We start from the raw sequence: 15,941 nt of genomic DNA on the forward strand, positions 1-15,941 counted from the left end.
CGTTCGTGGGAGGCTTGTTGAACATATACAATGCAATATTGATAAAAGACAAATTTGGATTAAGATAACCCTCGCACATTCTGAATTATCATCTGATAATTAACCTTGGCAAATCTATTGCGAACGATTGAAACGATATTTTATGGCTGATGGTTCGTTAATGCCCGGCAGGCGGGTCAGCTCGGCTGAGTTCGTGCGAAATTTTGCCGAGATACGTGACAGTACCGCGCGTGGTCCGGTAATCGTAAAAAACCATGGCCGCGACACGCATGTCCTGTTGTCGATGGATCAGTACGAGGCGCTTCTTTCCAGACCGGAAGAGACCGTTGGCGGAAGCAATCCGCTAACCGAACTCGGGAATTGGCTGACCGATGCAATCGTCCAGTGCGACCGCGATTCGACGATCCGCCATGTGAACCGGGTGGCCGAGGCTCTGTTCAGGCGTTCGGCGAACGAGCTCGTCGGGCAGTCACTCGAGTCCCTTCCCGAACTCGCCACTTCTCACCTGCTCGCGCTCGTCGCACGGGTCAATGCGACGAACGAACCCGAGACGGTCGAAGTCGCTTCGCCTTTCGGACAGGGCGGATGGTTGCGGTTCCGCTGCCTCCCTTGGCGCGACAGCAATGTCCTCATGTTCCGCGACCTCAGCGACGCGGCAACGGCGCAGCGCCTCGCGGAAACGAAAAACGCCATCGTTTCGGCCATGAATCGTCACGGCGGTATCGGTTATGTCCGCACGTCCGTACGCGGCGTCATCGATCGCACCGATATTCCCTTCGCGACAATGCTTGGCCTTCCCGAAGATCGCCTGATTGGAACGCCTCTCGTCAATCTCGTCGCGCGCGAGGCCCGGATGGCGGTACGTGACGCACTCGAGGATACGCTCGACCGGGGGACCGAGCACCGACTGGACATCGATCTCGTAGCCAACGGGGGAGAGACGGTTCCGGCGACGCTGGCCCTTGCGCAAATTTCCGGCCTTCGCGGCGTGTCGGGGGCGGCAGGGATCGTGACCGCTCGCCAGGCTGCTTAGACTGTCTGGGGACACTGCGAAGTCGGCGCCGCTACTCCGTAGCCGCCGAATTAACCCTGCCCGAAACCACTGGTCGCGCGATCGCGGTCGATCTCGGTTCGCTGTACCTTGCGAGCGCCGCCCCCGCAATCGACGGTCTGCTTACACAGGTCACAAGCTCACTGGGCGTGAAGCTGGGCGCGGCCGACGTCGGCATTATCCGGCTGCGGTGCGGGGGCCCGATCGTCGTTACCTGACCCTGTTCAGCGGCGCAGCATTCCCGTCACGACCTGGCCGAGAATTCCGCCCAGCGGGCCGCCGAGCGCGCCGCCGCCCGCACCTGCGCCCGGTTGGCCAGAAGGGGCAGCCGCCGGATTGCCATGTCCCTTCATGAGGTAACCGACCACCGCCATCGCCAGGATCGGCAACATCTTCTTGAGGAGTTCGGGCGGCAGTCCGGTCGAGCCGGCGACTTCTTCAGCGACGCCCCGGCTGACGTCCTTGGTCCCGAAGATCTGTCCGAGGATGTCGTTCCCCTGCCGCGTCGGCGTGGGGCTGCTGCCGAGGACACTGTCGAGAAGCCCGCCGCCAAGCGCTCCGCCGAGTACGCTGCCCAGCCCACCGGTACCGTCGCTGCAAGCGCCGCCCGCGCCGACTTGACTGCGTCCCAGTCCCGCGACGATCGCCGGTAGTAGAGCGCCCGCTGCCGTTTGCGCTGTGGACCTGTCGACGCCGAGCTCGCTCGCCATCGAGTCGATCGCGCCGGTCTGCTGCAACATCTGGCTTAGGTTCATTCCGCCATCTCCTTCGGCCCATGAACGCATGACACAAGAAAAAGCCCCGGTCCGGTTTCCCGGCCGGGGCTTTCCTGTGGGGTCATCCGCTAGGCACTGCCTCGGGCGGTGGCCCTCCTCTCCAACTGGAAAGATCGATCAGGCGGCTTCGGTCGCCGCGCTGGGGGCGGCATCCCGCACGCCCTGATCCACGTGCTCCTCGAACTGCGCGAAGTTGTCGACGAACAACTGCACCAGCTTGTGCGCAGTGCGGTCGTATTCGTCCTGGTCCTTCCATGCGGCGCGCGGGTCGAGCAGGTTCTCGTCGACGCCCGGCACGCTGACCGGCACTTCGAACCCGAAGTTCGGGTCCTTGCGGAATTCGACGTCGTTCAGACTGCCATCCAGCGCGGCGTTGAGAAGCGCCCGTGTCGCCTTGATCGGCATCCGCTTGATGCTGGGCTCGCTCGCCTTGCCGCCGCTCCAGCCGGTGTTGACCAGCCAGCAGGTCGCCCCGCCATCGGCGATGCGCTTCTTGAGGAGGTTGCCGTAGACGCTCGGGTGGCGGGGCATGAACGCCGCGCCGAAGCAGGTGCTGAAGGTTGCTGTCGGCTCGGTCACACCGATTTCGGTGCCGGCAACCTTGGCGGTGTAGCCCGAAAGGAAGTGATACATCGCCTGGTCGGGCGTGAGCCGCGCGATCGGAGGCAGCACGCCGAAGGCATCGGCGGTCAGCAGGATGACGTTCGACGGCGGCGGGCCGAGGTTCTCTTCGCTCGTGTTCGGGATGAATTCGATGGGGTAAGCACCGCGGGTGTTCTCGGTCTTGCTGTCGTCGGTGAAGTCGAGTTCGCGCGTATCCTCGTCCATCGTCACGTTCTCGAGGATCGTGCCGAACATCTTGGTCGTGGCGTAGATCTCGGGCTCGCCTTCGGCCGAGAGGTTGATCATCTTGGCGTAGCAGCCGCCTTCGAAATTGAAGATCGCGGTGTCCGACCAGCCGTGCTCGTCGTCGCCGATCAGCGTACGGCTGGCATCGGCCGACAGCGTGGTCTTGCCGGTGCCCGACAGGCCGAAGAAGATCGCGCTCTTGCCGTCCGAACCGATGTTGGCCGAACAGTGCATCGGCATCACGCCCTGTGCCGGAAGGAGGAAGTTCAGAAGGCCGAACACGCCCTTCTTCATCTCGCCCGAATACTCGGTGTTGCCGATGAGGATCATCTTTTCGGTCAGATTGACCGCGATCACGGTGTCGCTGCGGCTGCCGTGGCGCTCGGGATCGGCCTTGAAGCTCGGCAGGTTGATGATCGTGTATTCGGGGGTGAAGTCCGCCAGTTCGTCCGCCGTCGGGCGGACCAGCAGCGTGCGGATGAACAGGTTGTGCCAGGCCATCTGGTTTATCACACGCACGTTGACGCGGTATTCCGGTTGGCTGCCCCCGAACAGGTCGGCGACGTAGAGCTCGTCCTGCCCCTTCAGTTCGGCGAGGAAATCGGCCTTGAGATTCGCCCAGTGCTCAGGCGTCATCGGCTGGTTGATCGGACCCCAGTTGATGGTGTCTTCGGTGGTTTCGTCGCGGACGACGAACTTGTCCTTCACGCTGCGCCCGGTGAACTTGCCCGTGTCGACCAGCAGCGCCCCGTCCTTGGTCAGGCGGCCCTCGCCGCGCTTCAACGCTTCTTCGACGAGTGCGGCGGTGCCGAGGTTGGCGTGGATCGTGGCGCTGGTCTCGAAACCCTGTTCGGACAGCGATTGGGCGAGCGGGGCAGTCACGAAAAGCGTCTCCGGGAATTGAGCGAGGTAATCGAGCGACCGGCCGGCCGTGCATACGTTTGCACGGGGCCGGCTGCAGCGCATAGTGGACGACGCGTTTTCCGTCAAACAACCAAGGTTAAGATTGCCTCTGCGCGTTGTTTCGCTGCGCCGGACGGGCTAGGCGCGACGGGTATCGGATGGAGGATGCGCGTGACCGCGGAAGTGCAGGATGGGATCGGGGCTCTTGGCCAGCCGAGCGACAGGCTGGAACGGCGCACGATCGCGCTCGTCGACGACGATCGCAACATCCTGACCACCGTATCGATCGCACTGCAGGCCGAAGGGTTCGCGACCCGCGTCTATTCCGACGGCGAGGCGGCATTGAAGGCGCTGGTGGAGAACCCGCCCGATCTTGGCGTGTTCGACATCAAGATGCCGCGGATGGACGGGATGGAACTGCTTCGCCGGGTGCGCGCCGAATCGGCGCTGCCGGTCATCTTCCTCACCAGTAAGGACGACGAGGAGGATGAGGAACTCGGCTTCGAGATGGGCGCCGACGACTACATCGCGAAGCCCTTCAGCCTGCGTCTGCTGATCGCCCGCATTCGCGCCCTGCTGAAGCGCAGCGGCCTCTCCGTGCCCGATGCGCCTGCCGGCAGCCCGGCGGCCGCAGAACCCGGCCCGGTGATCGAGCGGGGCCGGTTGCGCATGGACCCGGCCCGCCACCAGGTGACGTGGGACGGCGAGCCGGTCTCGCTCACGGTCACCGAATTCCTGATCCTCGAGGCGCTCGCCCAGCGGCCCGGCGTCATCAAGAGCCGCAATCTGCTCATGGACGCGGCTTATCCCGACGACGTCTTCGTCGACGATCGGACGGTGGACAGCCACATCAAGCGCATGCGGCGCAAGTTCCGCAGCGTCGATCCCGAGTTCGGCGCGATCGAAACGCTCTACGGCGCGGGATACAGCTTCGCCGATGGCTGACGGCACCGCGGCGCGGCGGCTCACCGATACCTTCGTGCCCGGGCGGCGGCTGTCGCTCACCCCCCGCATCCTCATTATCAACCTGCTGCCCCTGCTCCTGCTGGGCGGCGGTGTGTTCTACCTCGACAGCTATCGCAAGCAGCTCCTCGACGAACGCTACAAGCTCGCCCGGGTGGAAGCGCAGATCACCGCCGAGGCGCTGGCTGGCGCGAGCCGTGAACGGCAGGAAGCGGTGCTCGTCCAGATCGGCAAGGAGCAGAAGATGCGCCTGCGCATGTTCGACGCGCAAGGCCGCCTGTGGGCCGACAGTTTCAAGCTGACCGACCCCAGCTTCGCCTTCGACGTGCCGGGCGACGAGACATGGCAGGAAAACTTCGCCCGCTGGCTCGACCGCGCGGTCGACAAGGTGGTCGGGGCGGACCCCATCCCGGACTATGTCGAGCCGGAAAGCACCGATGCCGATGCGTGGCCCGAGCTGAAGCGCGCCCGCGAGGAAAACCTCACCCAGATCCAGCTCCGCGACGCGAGTGACGGTACCCCCGTCATCAACACCGCCGCACCCGTCGGCCTTCTCGGCGCGACGCTGCTCACCACGCGCAACGCGGTCGACATCACCCAGCAGGTCCGCGAGGCGCGAAGCACGCTGTTCTTGGCCGTGATCCTCGCCCTTCTGATGAGCACCCTGCTGTCGCTCTACATGGCGCGGACGATCGTCCTGCCCCTGCGCATGCTGGCGAGCGCGACCAACCGCGTGCGGCAGGGGCGCGAGCGGCAGGTCCAGGTCCCCCGCCTGCCCCTGCGCCGCGACGAAATCGGCGAGCTTGCGCGCGCCATTTCCGATATGACCGACACCCTGCGCCAGCGGATCGACGCGGTCGAACATTTCGCTGCTGACGTCGCGCACGAGATCAAGAACCCGCTCGCCAGCCTGCGCAGCGCGCTCGAATCGCTCGGCACGGTGGAGGATGCCGACCTGCGCGCCCAACTGAACCAGATCGCCGCGCACGATGTCCGTCGGATCGATCGCCTCGTCAGCGAAATTTCCGAGGCCAGCCGGATCGAAGCCGAACTGAGCCGGGCCACCTTCGAGGCGATCGACCTCGTCGCGCTGGTGCGCAATATCGTGCACCGACGCGACGAACGCGACGAGAATGCCGGCCGCGAGATCGTATTCACACACCCGAAGAGCGGGGCGACGGTATCGGGCGTTCCCGTCAGGATCGAACGCATCGTCGACAACCTTCTCGACAACGCCGTCTCGTTTTCTCCAGAAAACACCGCGATCGAACTCGACATTGACCGCGGCGAAGGACTGGTGGAACTGCGCGTCAGCGACCACGGCCCCGGCATCCCGGAAGACGCGCGTGAAAAGGTCTTCCGCCGCTTCCACTCCGACCGGCCGGAAGACGAAGGGTTCGGCCAGCACAGCGGGCTCGGCCTCGCCATGGCGCGCACGATCGCCGAGGGGCACCAGGGCTCGCTGCTGGCCGAGGCGCGGGCTGACGGAGCCGAAGGTGCCTGCCTCGTGCTTACCCTGCCCAATGCGGCGGCGAAGGCGCGCTGATGGCGCTGCGCCAGTCTACCGCGGTGGCGATCGGCGGACGGGCGCTGCTGTGCGAAGGGCCGCCGGGCAGCGGCAAGTCGTCGCTGGCACTGGCGCTCATCGATCGCGGGGCAAGCCTGGTCGGTGACGACGGCGTGCTGCTCGAACCCCGGTTCAATGGCCTACGCGCTTCGCCTGCCCCGGAGACCGTGGGCCTCCTCGAACTGCGTAACGTCGGTATCGTTCACCTTCCGACAAGCTCCGGCACGGTGGCATTGGTGTTGACCCTCGCCGAAGACGCTCCCCGGTATGTCGCCAGCGCGGGCTCGATCGAGATCGAAGGCTGCGCAATTCCCCACCTCGTGTTCGATCCGCGCGGCCCGGCTGCCGCTGTCCGCGCCGAATATGCGCTGGCGCTTCACGGATTGGCCCTCGCCGATACTGTCTGACCGCCAGCCCTTCCCAACGCTCCGGCCAGCCTCCACACGGGACACATGCCCACCGACTCGCCGTCATCGCCAATGTCCCGCCAGCGCGTGCTGCTCGTGACCGGCGTCTCCGGCGCGGGCAAGACGACCGCACTCAATGTCTTGGAGGACCTGGGGTGGGAGGCGATCGACAACTTCCCGATCCGCCTGCTGGAAGGTCTCGTCGCCGCCGAAACCGCGAGCGGCGAACCTCGCCCGCCCATCGCTATCGGGTTCGATTCGCGCACACGGGGTTTCATGCCGGATCAGGTCATCGCCCGCGGCGAGGCGTTGGCGAAGCGCGCCGATCTCGACGTCACCACGCTTTTCCTCGACTGTTCGAGCAGCGAGCTCGAACGGCGCTACAACGAAACGCGGCGTCGCCATCCGCTGGCGCAAGGGCGCCCGGTACCCGAAGGCATACGGGCCGAGCGCGAACTCCTCGAACCGTTGCGGCGCTGGGCCGAAGCGGTGATCGACACGTCGGATCTCAGCGCCAGCGACCTTCAGCACGCGATCCGCGACCGCTTTGCCGATCGGCTCGAGGAAAACATGACGGTCACTGTCACCAGTTTCGGCTTTGCGCGCGGCATGCCGCCGCTCGCCGACCTTGTGTTCGACATGCGCTTTCTCGACAATCCGCATTGGGACCCGGACCTCAGGCCGCTGACCGGGCTGGACGATGCGGTGGCCGCGCATATCGAACGCGACGCCGCCTGGGACGAAGCGTTCACCGGGATCCGCGACCTGCTGCTGCTGCTGCTGCCGCGCTATGCCGCGCAAGGAAAGGCGTACGTCACCATCGCGTTCGGCTGCACCGGCGGCAAGCACCGATCGGTGCACACCGCCGAGGCCATCGCGCAGGCCTTGCGCGGGGCGGGGTTTTCGCCCACTGTCATCCATCGCAACCTGGGATCGCGCGCCGCCGACCAGCTCGAAGGGTCACCGCAGGCATGACGATCCCGCCAAACGGCGGCGCCCGGGGTCGGGCCGGCACCGCGGAACGAACCGAAGCCGAGAGCATCATTCAGACATGATCGGACTTATCCTGGTCACCCACGGCCGCCTGGCGGAGGAATTCGTCGGCGCGATGGAACACGTCGTCGGTCCGCAAGAGGGGATCGCGACGATTTGCATCGGGCCGAGCGACGATGCCGAACAGCGGCGCAAGGACATTGCATCGGCCATCGACCGTGTCGATACGGGCGAAGGCGCGATCGTGCTGACCGACCTGTTCGGCGGCACGCCGTCGAACCTCGCGATCTCGCTGCTGGAGGCCGGGCGGATCGAGGTGATCGCCGGCATCAACCTGCCGATGCTGATCCGCCTTGCCGGTGCGCGCAAGGCGATGCCGGTGTCCGACGCGGTCATCGCCGCGCGCGACGCGGGCAAGAACTACATCACGGTGGCCTCGGAGTTTCTCTCGTCGCACGGCGCGGGGGGATGCGGGAAAAAGGCGAAAGCCTCGTGAGCGAGCTGCGGCGGTCCTGCACGATCGTCAACAGCCGCGGCCTTCACGCCCGGGCGAGCGCGAAGTTCGTCGGCGCGGTCGCCGCTCTGCCCGGAGACACCTCCGTCCGCATCGTCAAGGACGGCAACGAGGCGGTCGGCGGCTCGATCCTCGGGCTGATGATGCTGGGTGCGGCCAAGGGCGACACGGTCGAAGTGATCGTGGCCGGTGATGATGCAGAAGCCGTGCTGACGCAGCTCTGCGCCCTTATCGACGACGGTTTCGGCGAGGACTGAGTGGCCCGCCCCGGCCGCCGCGAGATTACCGGCTTTTCAAATCCGACGGTCAAAGCCCTTCGTGCCTTGCGCGACAAGAAGCACCGCCAGCGTGACGGGCGCTTCCTCGCCGAGGGGTTGCGGCTGCTGACCGATGCGCGCGAGAGCGGCATCCTGCCATCGACGCTCGTGATGGCGAGCGAGCGGGAAGCTCATCCCTTGCTCGACGCGCTGGAAGCCGATGTCGCCGCCGCCGGGGGCGAGGTGATCGAGACCACTCCCGATATTCTCGGCAAGATCACCGGCAAGGACAATCCGCAGGCGGTGGCGGGCGTGTTCGCGCCGTTGCCCACCGATCTCGAAGCGATCGACCGGACTGCCGCGCCGATCTTTCTCGTCGCGCAGGCGCTACGCGATCCGGGCAATCTCGGGACGATGCTGCGGACCGCGGACGCCGTCGGGGCGGGCGGTCTGATCCTTGTGGACGATTGCGCCGATCCGTTCGGTGTCGAGGCGGTGCGCGCGAGCATGGGCGCGATCTTTACCGTGCCGATCGCCCAGGCGCGGTGGGAGGATTTCCTGCCGTGGCTGCGGTCGGGGCCGGGACAGCTTGTTGCCGCATCGCTGCGCGAGGCCGTACCCTATCGCGGGGCGCCGTATGGGGCGCCGTGCTTCGTCCTCGTCGGCAACGAGTCGCGCGGGTTGCCCGAGGATTACGAAGCCGCCTGCGACTTGCGCGTGACCATGCCGATGAAGGGGCGCGCCGACAGCCTCAACGCGGCGGTCGCGGCGGCGGTGCTGGCCTACGAGGTGCTCGACGCGGTCGGCTAGTCGCCCGCGACAAAGCTGGTGATGCTCCACTTCCCGTCGCGGCTCGAGGCGTAGAGGCGGTAATCGAGCAGCGACCGCAGCCGGTCGGCCGCGATGTATCCGGTCTTGCCGTCCGCGAGTTTCACATGCTGCAGCGCCGCCCTAGGCATCAGCCCGCCGACGAGCTCGACCGCATCCCACGAGACCGTGCCGGTCACCGGGCTGGCCGGATCGATGGTTTCGTGGACCGGCACGTCCTCGCCAGTCACGATCATGGCCACCATCGGGTCGCGCCCGCCCATATCCTGTTCGAACAACCAGGGGACGACGATGCCGCCGTCGCCGCTGGCCGCGCAGCCCAGATCGACCAGTTCGGCAAGTTCGGCCCACAGGACATCGTTCTCCGCGAGCCGCTTGCGGAGTTCGGGGGTGCCGCCGCCCCCGCCGAAATCGAGTTTCACGTCCGGCGCAACGAGCGCGGCAAGGGCATCGACGTCTTTCGCTTTCACCGCGCGGGACAGCGTCTGACGGAATTGGGTCGCCCCCTCGATCGATCCGCAGTCGTCACGGGGTGCGAGCGGTCCCTTCGCCAGCTTGGGTGCCTGCTTGCCGGCGGCCTGTTCAACCACTTTGTCGGTCGCATCGCGGATGGCTTCCGACGGGGCGTTTTCCTGGCTGCACGCACCAAGGGTTGCGGCGGCCGCGATGGCAGTGGCTAAAACTCTCAATTTGATCATGCCCGCATCCGTAACCAGCGACACCTTGCGCGTCCAACCTATTCCCGCGTGGCGGGTTCCGTAGCGTCGGCGGGTCCCTCGACATAGCGGGGCGCCGCTTCGACGAGCGGCACTTCGTCGATCTCGCGCTTGCCGATCTCGATGCCCTTGTCCCGGAGCCGGCGACCGGCGGACAGGACGTTGCGCTCGAAGCTGCCGACGAACTTGTTGTAATTATTGACCGCGGTTTCGAGGCCCCCGCCCACCCGCTTCATGTGTTCGGCGGCCACCGCCAGTCGGTCGTAGAGTTCGGCCCCGGCCTTGCCGATTTCCACTGCCTCGCGGGCGATAGTGTCCTGCCGCCAGACTTGCGCCACCGTGCGCGCGATGGCCACAAGGTTGGTAGGTGTTGCCAGCAGCACCTTGTTGCGGAATGCGAAATCCCACAACTCCGGATCGTGTTCGAGCGCGGCGGCGACGAAGTGTTCGCCGGGTACGAACATCACGACGTAGTCCGGCGCCTCGTCGAACTGGCTCTGATAGCTCTTGGTACCGAGCGTCTGGACGTGTCCGCGCATTGATTTGGCATGAAGGTCGAGGTGCCGCCGCCGCTCGTCGTCGTCGTCCGCCTCGAACGCCGCCTGGTAGGCGTTGAGCGATACCTTGGCGTCGATGACCAGCTTCTTCTGCCCCGGCACACGAACGATCGCGTCGGGCCGCAGCCGCCCCTCCTCGGTGTCCATCGAATGCTCGAGATCGAAGTCGGTGTGTTCGCTGAGCCCGCATTGTTCGAGGACGTTCTGCAGCGCCCGTTCACCCCACCGCCCGCGCGCCTTGGGCGCATTGGTGAGCGAATTGCCGAGGCGCGCTGCCTCGCGGCGCACCTCTTCCTGCCCCGCCTTCATCGATTCGATCAGGCCGGTTAGTTGACCAAACCCATCCACCCGCTGCTTTTCGAGGGTGGCGACCTGATCCTCGTAGGCCTTGAGGCGCTCGCCGACCGGCTGGAGCAGCGCGGCGATGGCTTCCTTGTTCGACCGTTCGGCATGGCCAAACCGTTCGGACGCGCGGGCGAGGAAGGCTTCCTGCGCCTTTCCGAGCACTTGCGCGCCGGTGTTCTCGAATTCCTTGAGCAGCTTTTCGCGGCTTTCCTCGAGCAGGCGCTTCTGTTCCGCGAACCCGGCTTCGCGCGCCTTGAACCCCGTCAGTTCCTCGCGCGCGGCATCGAGCGCGGCGGCCAGCGCATCGGCGCGGGCGGCGCGTTCGCTCATCGTCGCGAGTTCGGGGACCATGCGGGACAGCTTTTCGGCGTGGCCCTTCGCTTCGGTGTCGGCTTCCGAGTGGCGCGCCTTCCAGTCGGCGACGGGACGCGATCCGAAGAACCAGCCGGCGGCGGCACCGAATAGCAGGGCGGCGAAGATCAGAATGACTGCAGTAATATCCATCACCGGAACATACGCGGAACGACGCTTATAGGAAAGCCCCCGCCGGAACTATCCACCGCTCCCGCGCGCTCCGTCAGGGAAGGAGACCAAGCCCATGTCGATCAAGGAAATGATCAGCGAACATCCGCACGTCGGGTCCGACTACAACGAGCAGCTGGCCGAAGCGGTGAAGCACGCGATGTACTGCGCGGCGATCTGCAATTCGTGCGCCGATGCCGACAATGCCGAGGATATGGACATGCGCCGTTGCATCCGGCTGTGCAGCGATTGTTCGGACATCTGCGAAGCGACCTACCGCGTCGCGACCCGCCGCACCTCGGGCAACGTCGCGGTCATCGAATCGATGCTGCGCACCTGCATCCTCGCCTGCGAAACGTGTGCGGAAGAGTGCGAGAAGCACGACCACGACCACTGCAAGCGGTGCGCGAAGATGTGCCGCGAATGCGCGGAGGATTGCCGCAAGGCGCTGGAAAGCATGAAGGCAGCGGCCTGAACCTCTTCGGCAGCCCACACGAAAAGCCCCGCCGGACGGCGGGGCTTTTTGCTGGGGTGCTTAAGCAGCGCGGAGGTTCGCCTGCGGAGGAACTCCTTGCCGCTGTTAAGCGGCGCGGAGTTTCTGCAGCTTTTTGAGCGCCATCTGCCGCTTCAGCCGGCTGAGGTGGTCGATGAACAGGATCCCTTCGAGATGGTCCATCTCGTGCTGGATGCAGGTCGCCATGAGGCCTTCCATTCGTTCCTCGTACACATTGCCGTCGAGGTCCTGATAGCGAACCGTGCATGTCGCGGGCCGGTCGACGTCGGCATAGATGTCCGGCACCGACAGGCAGCCTTCCTGATAGGTCATGAGGTCATCGGCCGGGTCGAGGATTTCCGGGTTCACGAAGACCCGCGGCTCCTTCTTCGTCGGCTGGTGATGATGATGGTGCCCGTCGTGGTTGCACGGAACGGGCTCGGCATCCTCGTCGTCGGGTTGCAGGTCGATCACCAGCAGCCGTTTGGGCACGCCGACCTGGATCGCCGCGAGGCCGATGCCGGGCGCATCGTACATCGTTTCGAACATGTCGTCGACGAGCGTGCGGAGTTCGTCGTCGAACTCGGTGACGGGGGTCGAGACGGTCTTTAGCCGGGGGTCCGGCACTTCGAGGATTTCGCGGATGGCCATGGCGCGCACATATGCATGGGCGCGCTGAACGGCAAGTGAGCGCTCAGCCCACCGGTCTGCGGGCACGCAGGGCCTGGGCCAACGTCCCTTCGTCGAGGTAGTCGAGCTCTCCGCCGACCGGCAGACCGTGGGCGAGCTGGGTGATGCGGACCGGCATCCCTTCCAGTCGTTCGGCGATGTAATGCGCGGTCGTCTGCCCTTCGAGCGTGGCGTTGGTGGCGAGGACGACCTCGTCGATGCCCACACCGTCCTCGCGCGCCCGAACGCGTTCGAGCAGCGGCCCGATGCTGAGGTCTTCCGGGCCGACGCCGTCCAGCGCCGACAGCCGTCCGCCCAGCACATGGTAGCGCCCGGTGAACAGCTTCGCGCGGTCGAGCGCCCAGAGGTCGGCTACGTCCTCCACCACGCAGAGCGAGCGCCGGTCGCGCCGGTGGTCGGTGCAGATGCCGCACGGGTTCTGGGTGTCGACGTTGCCGCAGGTGTCGCACTCGACGAGCTTGTCCTGCACTTCCTGCAGCGCGGCGACGATCTGGCGCAGCGCTGTCTCGCGCCGCTTCACCAGCCACAGGACCGCGCGCCGCGCGCTGCGCGGACCGAGCCCGGGAAGCCGCGCCAGCGCGCCTGCCAGCGTCTCGATCTCTTGCGATGCCATGGGGGGAAAGATAGGGGCTGCCCTCCTCCAACGGAAGGTCGGCACAGCCGGTTATGCGCCCGAAATGCGAATAGTCTTCATGGGAACGCCGGCCTTCGCGGTGCCGACGCTGGCCGCGCTTCACGAAGCGGGGCACACGGTGGTCGCCGCCTATACCCAGCCGCCCCGCCCCGCCGGCCGCGGCAAGAAGCTGCAGCCGAGCCCGGTGCAGGTGGAGGCCGAAATCCGCCACATTCCGGTAAAGTGCCCCGCTTCGCTCAGGTCGGCCGAGGCGCAGGCCGAGCTGGCCGCGTTCGAACCGGACCTCGCCGTGGTGGCGGCCTACGGCCTGATCCTGCCGCAGGCGGTACTCGACATTCCGAAACAGGGCTGCCTCAACGTCCACGCCAGCCTGCTGCCCAAGTGGCGCGGCGCGGCGCCGATCCAGCGCGCGATCATGGCGGGCGACCTCACTACCGGCATCACCATCATGCGGATGGAAGCGGGGCTCGACACCGGCCCGATGCTCGCCTTCGCGCGCACGCCGGTGGAGGACAAGACCGCCGGCGAACTGACCGAGGAACTGGCAGAGATCGGCGCCCAGCTGATGGTCGGCACGCTGATCGACCTCGCCATGCTGCACCCCATCGAACAGGACGACGCGCAGGCCAGCTACGCGCCCAAGATCGACAAGGCCGAGGCGCGCATCGACTGGACCGACGGCGCCGAGGCGATCGAGCGGCAGGTACGCGGCCTCGCCCCCTTCCCCGGCGCCTGGTTCCAGCTCGACGGCGAACGCATCAAGGTATTGAAGGCCGACATCGTCGCCCGCGAGGGGAAGCCGGGCACGACGCTGTCCGACGACCTCACCATCGCCTGCGGTTATGCCGCGATCCGCCCGGTCCGCGTGCAGCGCGCGGGCAAGCCGGCGATGGCGGTGGAGGACTTCCTGCGCGGCAAGCCGATCCCCGCCGGGACGCTCATCGGCTGAGTCCCCGATGACCCGCTTCGCGCTTACCCTCGAATTCGACGGAACGCCGTTCGTCGGGCTGCAGCGTCAGGCGACGGGGCCGAGCGTGCAGCAGGCGGTCGAGGACGCGGCCCACGCTGCGACCGGAGAGGCGGTGACGATGCACGCGGCCGGACGCACCGACACCGGCGTCCACGCGCTGGCGATGCGGGCGCATGTCGACATCGAGAAGCCGTTCGCGCCGTTCCGGCTGATGGAGGCTTTGAACGCACACCTCCGCCCCGATCCCGTCGCGGTCACCGCGTGCGAAGTGGTGCCGGACGACTGGCACGCACGCTTTTCCTGCACCGGCCGCGCCTACGAATACCGCATCGCCAACCGCCGCGCGCCCCTTACGCTGGAGCGGGACCGGGCCTGGCAGGTGCCCCAGCCGCTCGATGCCGAAGCGATGCATGCGGCGGCGCAGGCGCTGGTCGGCCACCACGATTTCACCACCTTCCGGTCGGTGCAGTGCCAGGCGGCGAGCCCGGTCAAGACGCTTGACCGGCTCGACGTGCGGTTGGAGGGCGAGCACGTGATCGTGGAGACCGCGGCGCGCAGTTTCCTGCATCACCAGGTCCGCAGCATGGTCGGCTGCCTCGCACTTGTCGGCATGGGCCGCTGGCCGGTGGGGCGGGTGGCCGAGGCACTGGCCGCGCGTAACCGGCAGGCGCTTGGGCTGAACGCCCCGCCGCACGGGCTCTACTTCGTGAAGGCGATTTACCCGGGGGAGGACTAGCCAGCGCGGGCGCGGCGGCCTAGCCACGGTTGCAAACCGAAACTGGGAGAACGATTCATGGCGACTACCGGCAAGCAGCTCTTCACCACCCTCAGCCCCGAGGGCACCCTGACGCTCGAAGTTGCGGAGACCGAGTTCCGCGAACCCACCGGCAATCAGGTGCTCGTGAAGATGGAAGCCGCGCCGATCAATCCGAGCGACCTCGCGATCCTGACCGGCGCGGCGGATTTCGAGAACGCCGAGTATTCCGACGGCAAGGTGGTCGCCAGGATGCCCGAGCCGTTCAACAGCGCGTCGAAGGCGCGCCACGGGATGCGGCTGCCCGCCGGCAACGAGGGCGCGGGCACCGTGGTTGCGACTGGCGATTCGGACATGGCGAAGGCGCTGATGGGCCAGCGCGTCGCCTGCGTGCCGGGCAGCGCCTATGCCCAGTATGCCATCGCCGATGCCGCCATGTGCCTGCCGCTGGGGGACCATTCGGCGGAGGCCGGCGCGTCAAGCTTCGTCAACCCGATGACCGCACTGGGCTTCGTCGAGAATGCAAAGATCGACGGCGCGAAGGGCATCCTCCACACCGTCGGCGCGTCGAACCTCGGCCTGATGCTGCAGCGCATCTGCAACGAGGACGGGGTGCCGCTCGTCAACATCGTGCGCAAGGACGAGCAGGCCGAACTGCTGAAGGCCGAGGGCGCCCGGCACGTCGTCAATTCTTCCGACGGCGACTTCATGGCGAACCTGCGCACCGCGATCGACGCGACCGACGCGTTCTACGGCTTCGACCCCATCGGAGGCGGTACGATGGTCGACAGTTGCTTCCGCGCGATGGAGCAGGTCGCGGCCGGCAAGATGAAGGAATTTTCGCGCTACGGCTCCAACCAGCCGAAGCGAATGTTCATCTACGGCCGGCTCGACACCGGGCCGACCACGTTGATGCCCGCCTATGGCTTCGGCTGGACGCTGTCGGGCTGGCTGCTCACCCCGTTCCTCCAGATGGCCGGGCCGGAGGTCGCGGGCCGGATGCGCCAGCGGGTGCTCGACGGACTGACGACGACGTTCGCCAGCAACTACAAGGCCAAGGTCGATCTGGAAGGCATGCTGACGAGGGACGCGATCCTCGACTACAAGCGGATGCAGACGGGCGAGAAGTACCTCGTCACGCCGTGGGGGTGA

The 15,941-nt window shown here is 66.4% G+C and carries 18 protein-coding genes; 12 read left to right on the forward strand and 6 right to left on the reverse strand.

Features of this window, described 5'->3' with window-relative positions; all coding sequences use genetic code 11:
* Nucleotides 1-142: 142 nt before the first annotated feature.
* Entirely contained in the window at nt 143-1,033 is an 891-nt protein-coding gene (locus tag D4766_RS03180; RefSeq protein ID WP_120716146.1) for a PAS domain-containing protein, read from the forward strand.
* Nucleotides 1,034-1,275: 242 nt separating this feature from the next.
* Here the strand turns inward: D4766_RS03180 and D4766_RS03185 are convergent, their stop codons facing one another.
* Nucleotides 1,276-1,806, reverse strand: coding sequence for a DUF937 domain-containing protein (locus D4766_RS03185; protein ID WP_120716147.1), 531 nt, complete (start codon nt 1,804-1,806; stop codon nt 1,276-1,278).
* 138 nt (nt 1,807-1,944) lie between these two features.
* Nucleotides 1,945-3,558, reverse strand: coding sequence for a phosphoenolpyruvate carboxykinase (locus D4766_RS03190; protein ID WP_120718025.1), 1,614 nt, complete (start codon nt 3,556-3,558; stop codon nt 1,945-1,947).
* 186 nt (nt 3,559-3,744) lie between these two features.
* Between D4766_RS03190 and D4766_RS03195 the strand changes: the two genes are divergently transcribed.
* The 7 genes from D4766_RS03195 (at nt 3,745) to D4766_RS03225 (ending at nt 9,090) form a co-directional block, all read left to right on the forward strand.
* Nucleotides 3,745-4,524 (forward strand): response regulator transcription factor, encoded by a 780-nt coding sequence (locus D4766_RS03195; RefSeq protein WP_120716148.1) that lies wholly within the window; start codon nt 3,745-3,747, stop codon nt 4,522-4,524.
* Nucleotides 4,517-6,088: a HAMP domain-containing sensor histidine kinase gene (locus D4766_RS03200; protein WP_120716149.1), complete on the forward strand. Its 1,572-nt coding sequence runs from the start codon at nt 4,517-4,519 to the stop codon at nt 6,086-6,088. The genes D4766_RS03195 and D4766_RS03200 overlap by 8 nt, the downstream gene beginning before the upstream one ends.
* On the forward strand, nt 6,088-6,516 hold the full coding sequence (locus tag D4766_RS03205) for an HPr kinase/phosphorylase (protein ID WP_120716150.1): 429 nt from the start codon (nt 6,088-6,090) through the stop codon (nt 6,514-6,516). The genes D4766_RS03200 and D4766_RS03205 overlap by 1 nt, the downstream gene beginning before the upstream one ends.
* Before the next feature lie 72 nt (nt 6,517-6,588).
* The gene (gene rapZ / locus D4766_RS03210; protein ID WP_120716151.1) at nt 6,589-7,491 is read left to right on the forward strand and encodes an RNase adapter RapZ; all 903 of its coding nucleotides are present in this window, start codon (nt 6,589-6,591) and stop codon (nt 7,489-7,491) included.
* 76 nt (nt 7,492-7,567) lie between these two features.
* Entirely contained in the window at nt 7,568-8,005 is a 438-nt protein-coding gene (locus D4766_RS03215) for a PTS sugar transporter subunit IIA (protein ID WP_120716152.1), read from the forward strand.
* Complete coding sequence (locus D4766_RS03220) at nt 8,002-8,280, forward strand: HPr family phosphocarrier protein (protein ID WP_194955786.1); 279 nt, start codon at nt 8,002-8,004, stop codon at nt 8,278-8,280. Before D4766_RS03215 ends, D4766_RS03220 begins: the two co-directional genes overlap by 4 nt.
* Nucleotides 8,281-9,090: a TrmH family RNA methyltransferase gene (locus tag D4766_RS03225; RefSeq protein WP_120716154.1), complete on the forward strand. Its 810-nt coding sequence runs from the start codon at nt 8,281-8,283 to the stop codon at nt 9,088-9,090. It abuts the gene before it with no gap.
* On the opposite strand, the gene D4766_RS03230 is transcribed toward D4766_RS03225, so the two are convergent.
* Together D4766_RS03230 and D4766_RS03235 are read right to left on the reverse strand one after the other, a co-directional pair.
* Complete coding sequence (locus D4766_RS03230) at nt 9,087-9,806, reverse strand: hypothetical protein (protein ID WP_120716155.1); 720 nt, start codon at nt 9,804-9,806, stop codon at nt 9,087-9,089. The genes D4766_RS03225 and D4766_RS03230 overlap by 4 nt on opposite strands.
* A 38-nt stretch (nt 9,807-9,844) precedes the next feature.
* The gene (locus D4766_RS03235) at nt 9,845-11,224 is read right to left on the reverse strand and encodes a DNA recombination protein RmuC (RefSeq protein ID WP_407701508.1); all 1,380 of its coding nucleotides are present in this window, start codon (nt 11,222-11,224) and stop codon (nt 9,845-9,847) included.
* Nucleotides 11,225-11,324: 100 nt separating this feature from the next.
* Here D4766_RS03235 and D4766_RS03240 point away from each other — a divergent pair, with 100 nt between their 5' ends.
* Nucleotides 11,325-11,723: a four-helix bundle copper-binding protein gene (locus D4766_RS03240; protein ID WP_120716157.1), complete on the forward strand. Its 399-nt coding sequence runs from the start codon at nt 11,325-11,327 to the stop codon at nt 11,721-11,723.
* Nucleotides 11,724-11,828: 105 nt separating this feature from the next.
* Here the strand turns inward: D4766_RS03240 and def are convergent, their stop codons facing one another.
* The gene (gene def, locus D4766_RS03245) at nt 11,829-12,392 is read right to left on the reverse strand and encodes a peptide deformylase (protein WP_120716158.1); all 564 of its coding nucleotides are present in this window, start codon (nt 12,390-12,392) and stop codon (nt 11,829-11,831) included.
* Between the two features lie 43 nt (nt 12,393-12,435).
* A complete protein-coding gene (gene recR / locus D4766_RS03250; protein WP_120716159.1) occupies nt 12,436-13,044 on the reverse strand; it encodes a recombination mediator RecR in 609 nt (202 codons plus the stop codon).
* A 64-nt stretch (nt 13,045-13,108) separates the two neighbouring features.
* Here recR and fmt point away from each other — a divergent pair, with 64 nt between their 5' ends.
* From fmt to D4766_RS03265, 3 genes are read left to right on the forward strand one after another with little or no spacing between them, the layout of a single operon-like run.
* Entirely contained in the window at nt 13,109-14,014 is a 906-nt protein-coding gene (fmt, locus tag D4766_RS03255; protein WP_120718026.1) for a methionyl-tRNA formyltransferase, read from the forward strand.
* A gap of 7 nt (nt 14,015-14,021) precedes the next feature.
* A complete protein-coding gene (truA, locus tag D4766_RS03260; RefSeq protein WP_120716160.1) occupies nt 14,022-14,771 on the forward strand; it encodes a tRNA pseudouridine(38-40) synthase TruA in 750 nt (249 codons plus the stop codon).
* 57 nt (nt 14,772-14,828) lie between these two features.
* A complete protein-coding gene (locus D4766_RS03265) occupies nt 14,829-15,941 on the forward strand; it encodes a zinc-binding dehydrogenase (protein WP_120716161.1) in 1,113 nt (370 codons plus the stop codon).

The sequence above is a fragment of the Tsuneonella amylolytica genome (genome assembly GCF_003626915.1).
GTDB lineage: Bacteria > Pseudomonadota > Alphaproteobacteria > Sphingomonadales > Sphingomonadaceae > Tsuneonella > Tsuneonella amylolytica.

Coding starts and splice junctions, on each gene's coding strand:
- D4766_RS03200 (WP_120716149.1), top strand. CDS start 4,517: ATGGCTGACGGCACCGCGGCGCGGCGGCTCACCGATACCTTCGTGCCC.
- D4766_RS03180 (WP_120716146.1), top strand. CDS start 143: ATGGCTGATGGTTCGTTAATGCCCGGCAGGCGGGTCAGCTCGGCTGAG.
- D4766_RS03215 (WP_120716152.1), top strand. CDS start 7,568: ATGATCGGACTTATCCTGGTCACCCACGGCCGCCTGGCGGAGGAATTC.
- fmt (WP_120718026.1), top strand. CDS start 13,109: ATGCGAATAGTCTTCATGGGAACGCCGGCCTTCGCGGTGCCGACGCTG.
- D4766_RS03265 (WP_120716161.1), top strand. CDS start 14,829: ATGGCGACTACCGGCAAGCAGCTCTTCACCACCCTCAGCCCCGAGGGC.
- truA (WP_120716160.1), top strand. CDS start 14,022: ATGACCCGCTTCGCGCTTACCCTCGAATTCGACGGAACGCCGTTCGTC.
- recR (WP_120716159.1), bottom strand. CDS start 13,044: ATGGCATCGCAAGAGATCGAGACGCTGGCAGGCGCGCTGGCGCGGCTT.
- D4766_RS03205 (WP_120716150.1), top strand. CDS start 6,088: ATGGCGCTGCGCCAGTCTACCGCGGTGGCGATCGGCGGACGGGCGCTG.
- D4766_RS03240 (WP_120716157.1), top strand. CDS start 11,325: ATGTCGATCAAGGAAATGATCAGCGAACATCCGCACGTCGGGTCCGAC.
- D4766_RS03230 (WP_120716155.1), bottom strand. CDS start 9,806: ATGATCAAATTGAGAGTTTTAGCCACTGCCATCGCGGCCGCCGCAACC.
- def (WP_120716158.1), bottom strand. CDS start 12,392: ATGGCCATCCGCGAAATCCTCGAAGTGCCGGACCCCCGGCTAAAGACC.
- D4766_RS03185 (WP_120716147.1), bottom strand. CDS start 1,806: ATGAACCTAAGCCAGATGTTGCAGCAGACCGGCGCGATCGACTCGATG.
- rapZ (WP_120716151.1), top strand. CDS start 6,589: ATGTCCCGCCAGCGCGTGCTGCTCGTGACCGGCGTCTCCGGCGCGGGC.
- D4766_RS03195 (WP_120716148.1), top strand. CDS start 3,745: ATGCGCGTGACCGCGGAAGTGCAGGATGGGATCGGGGCTCTTGGCCAG.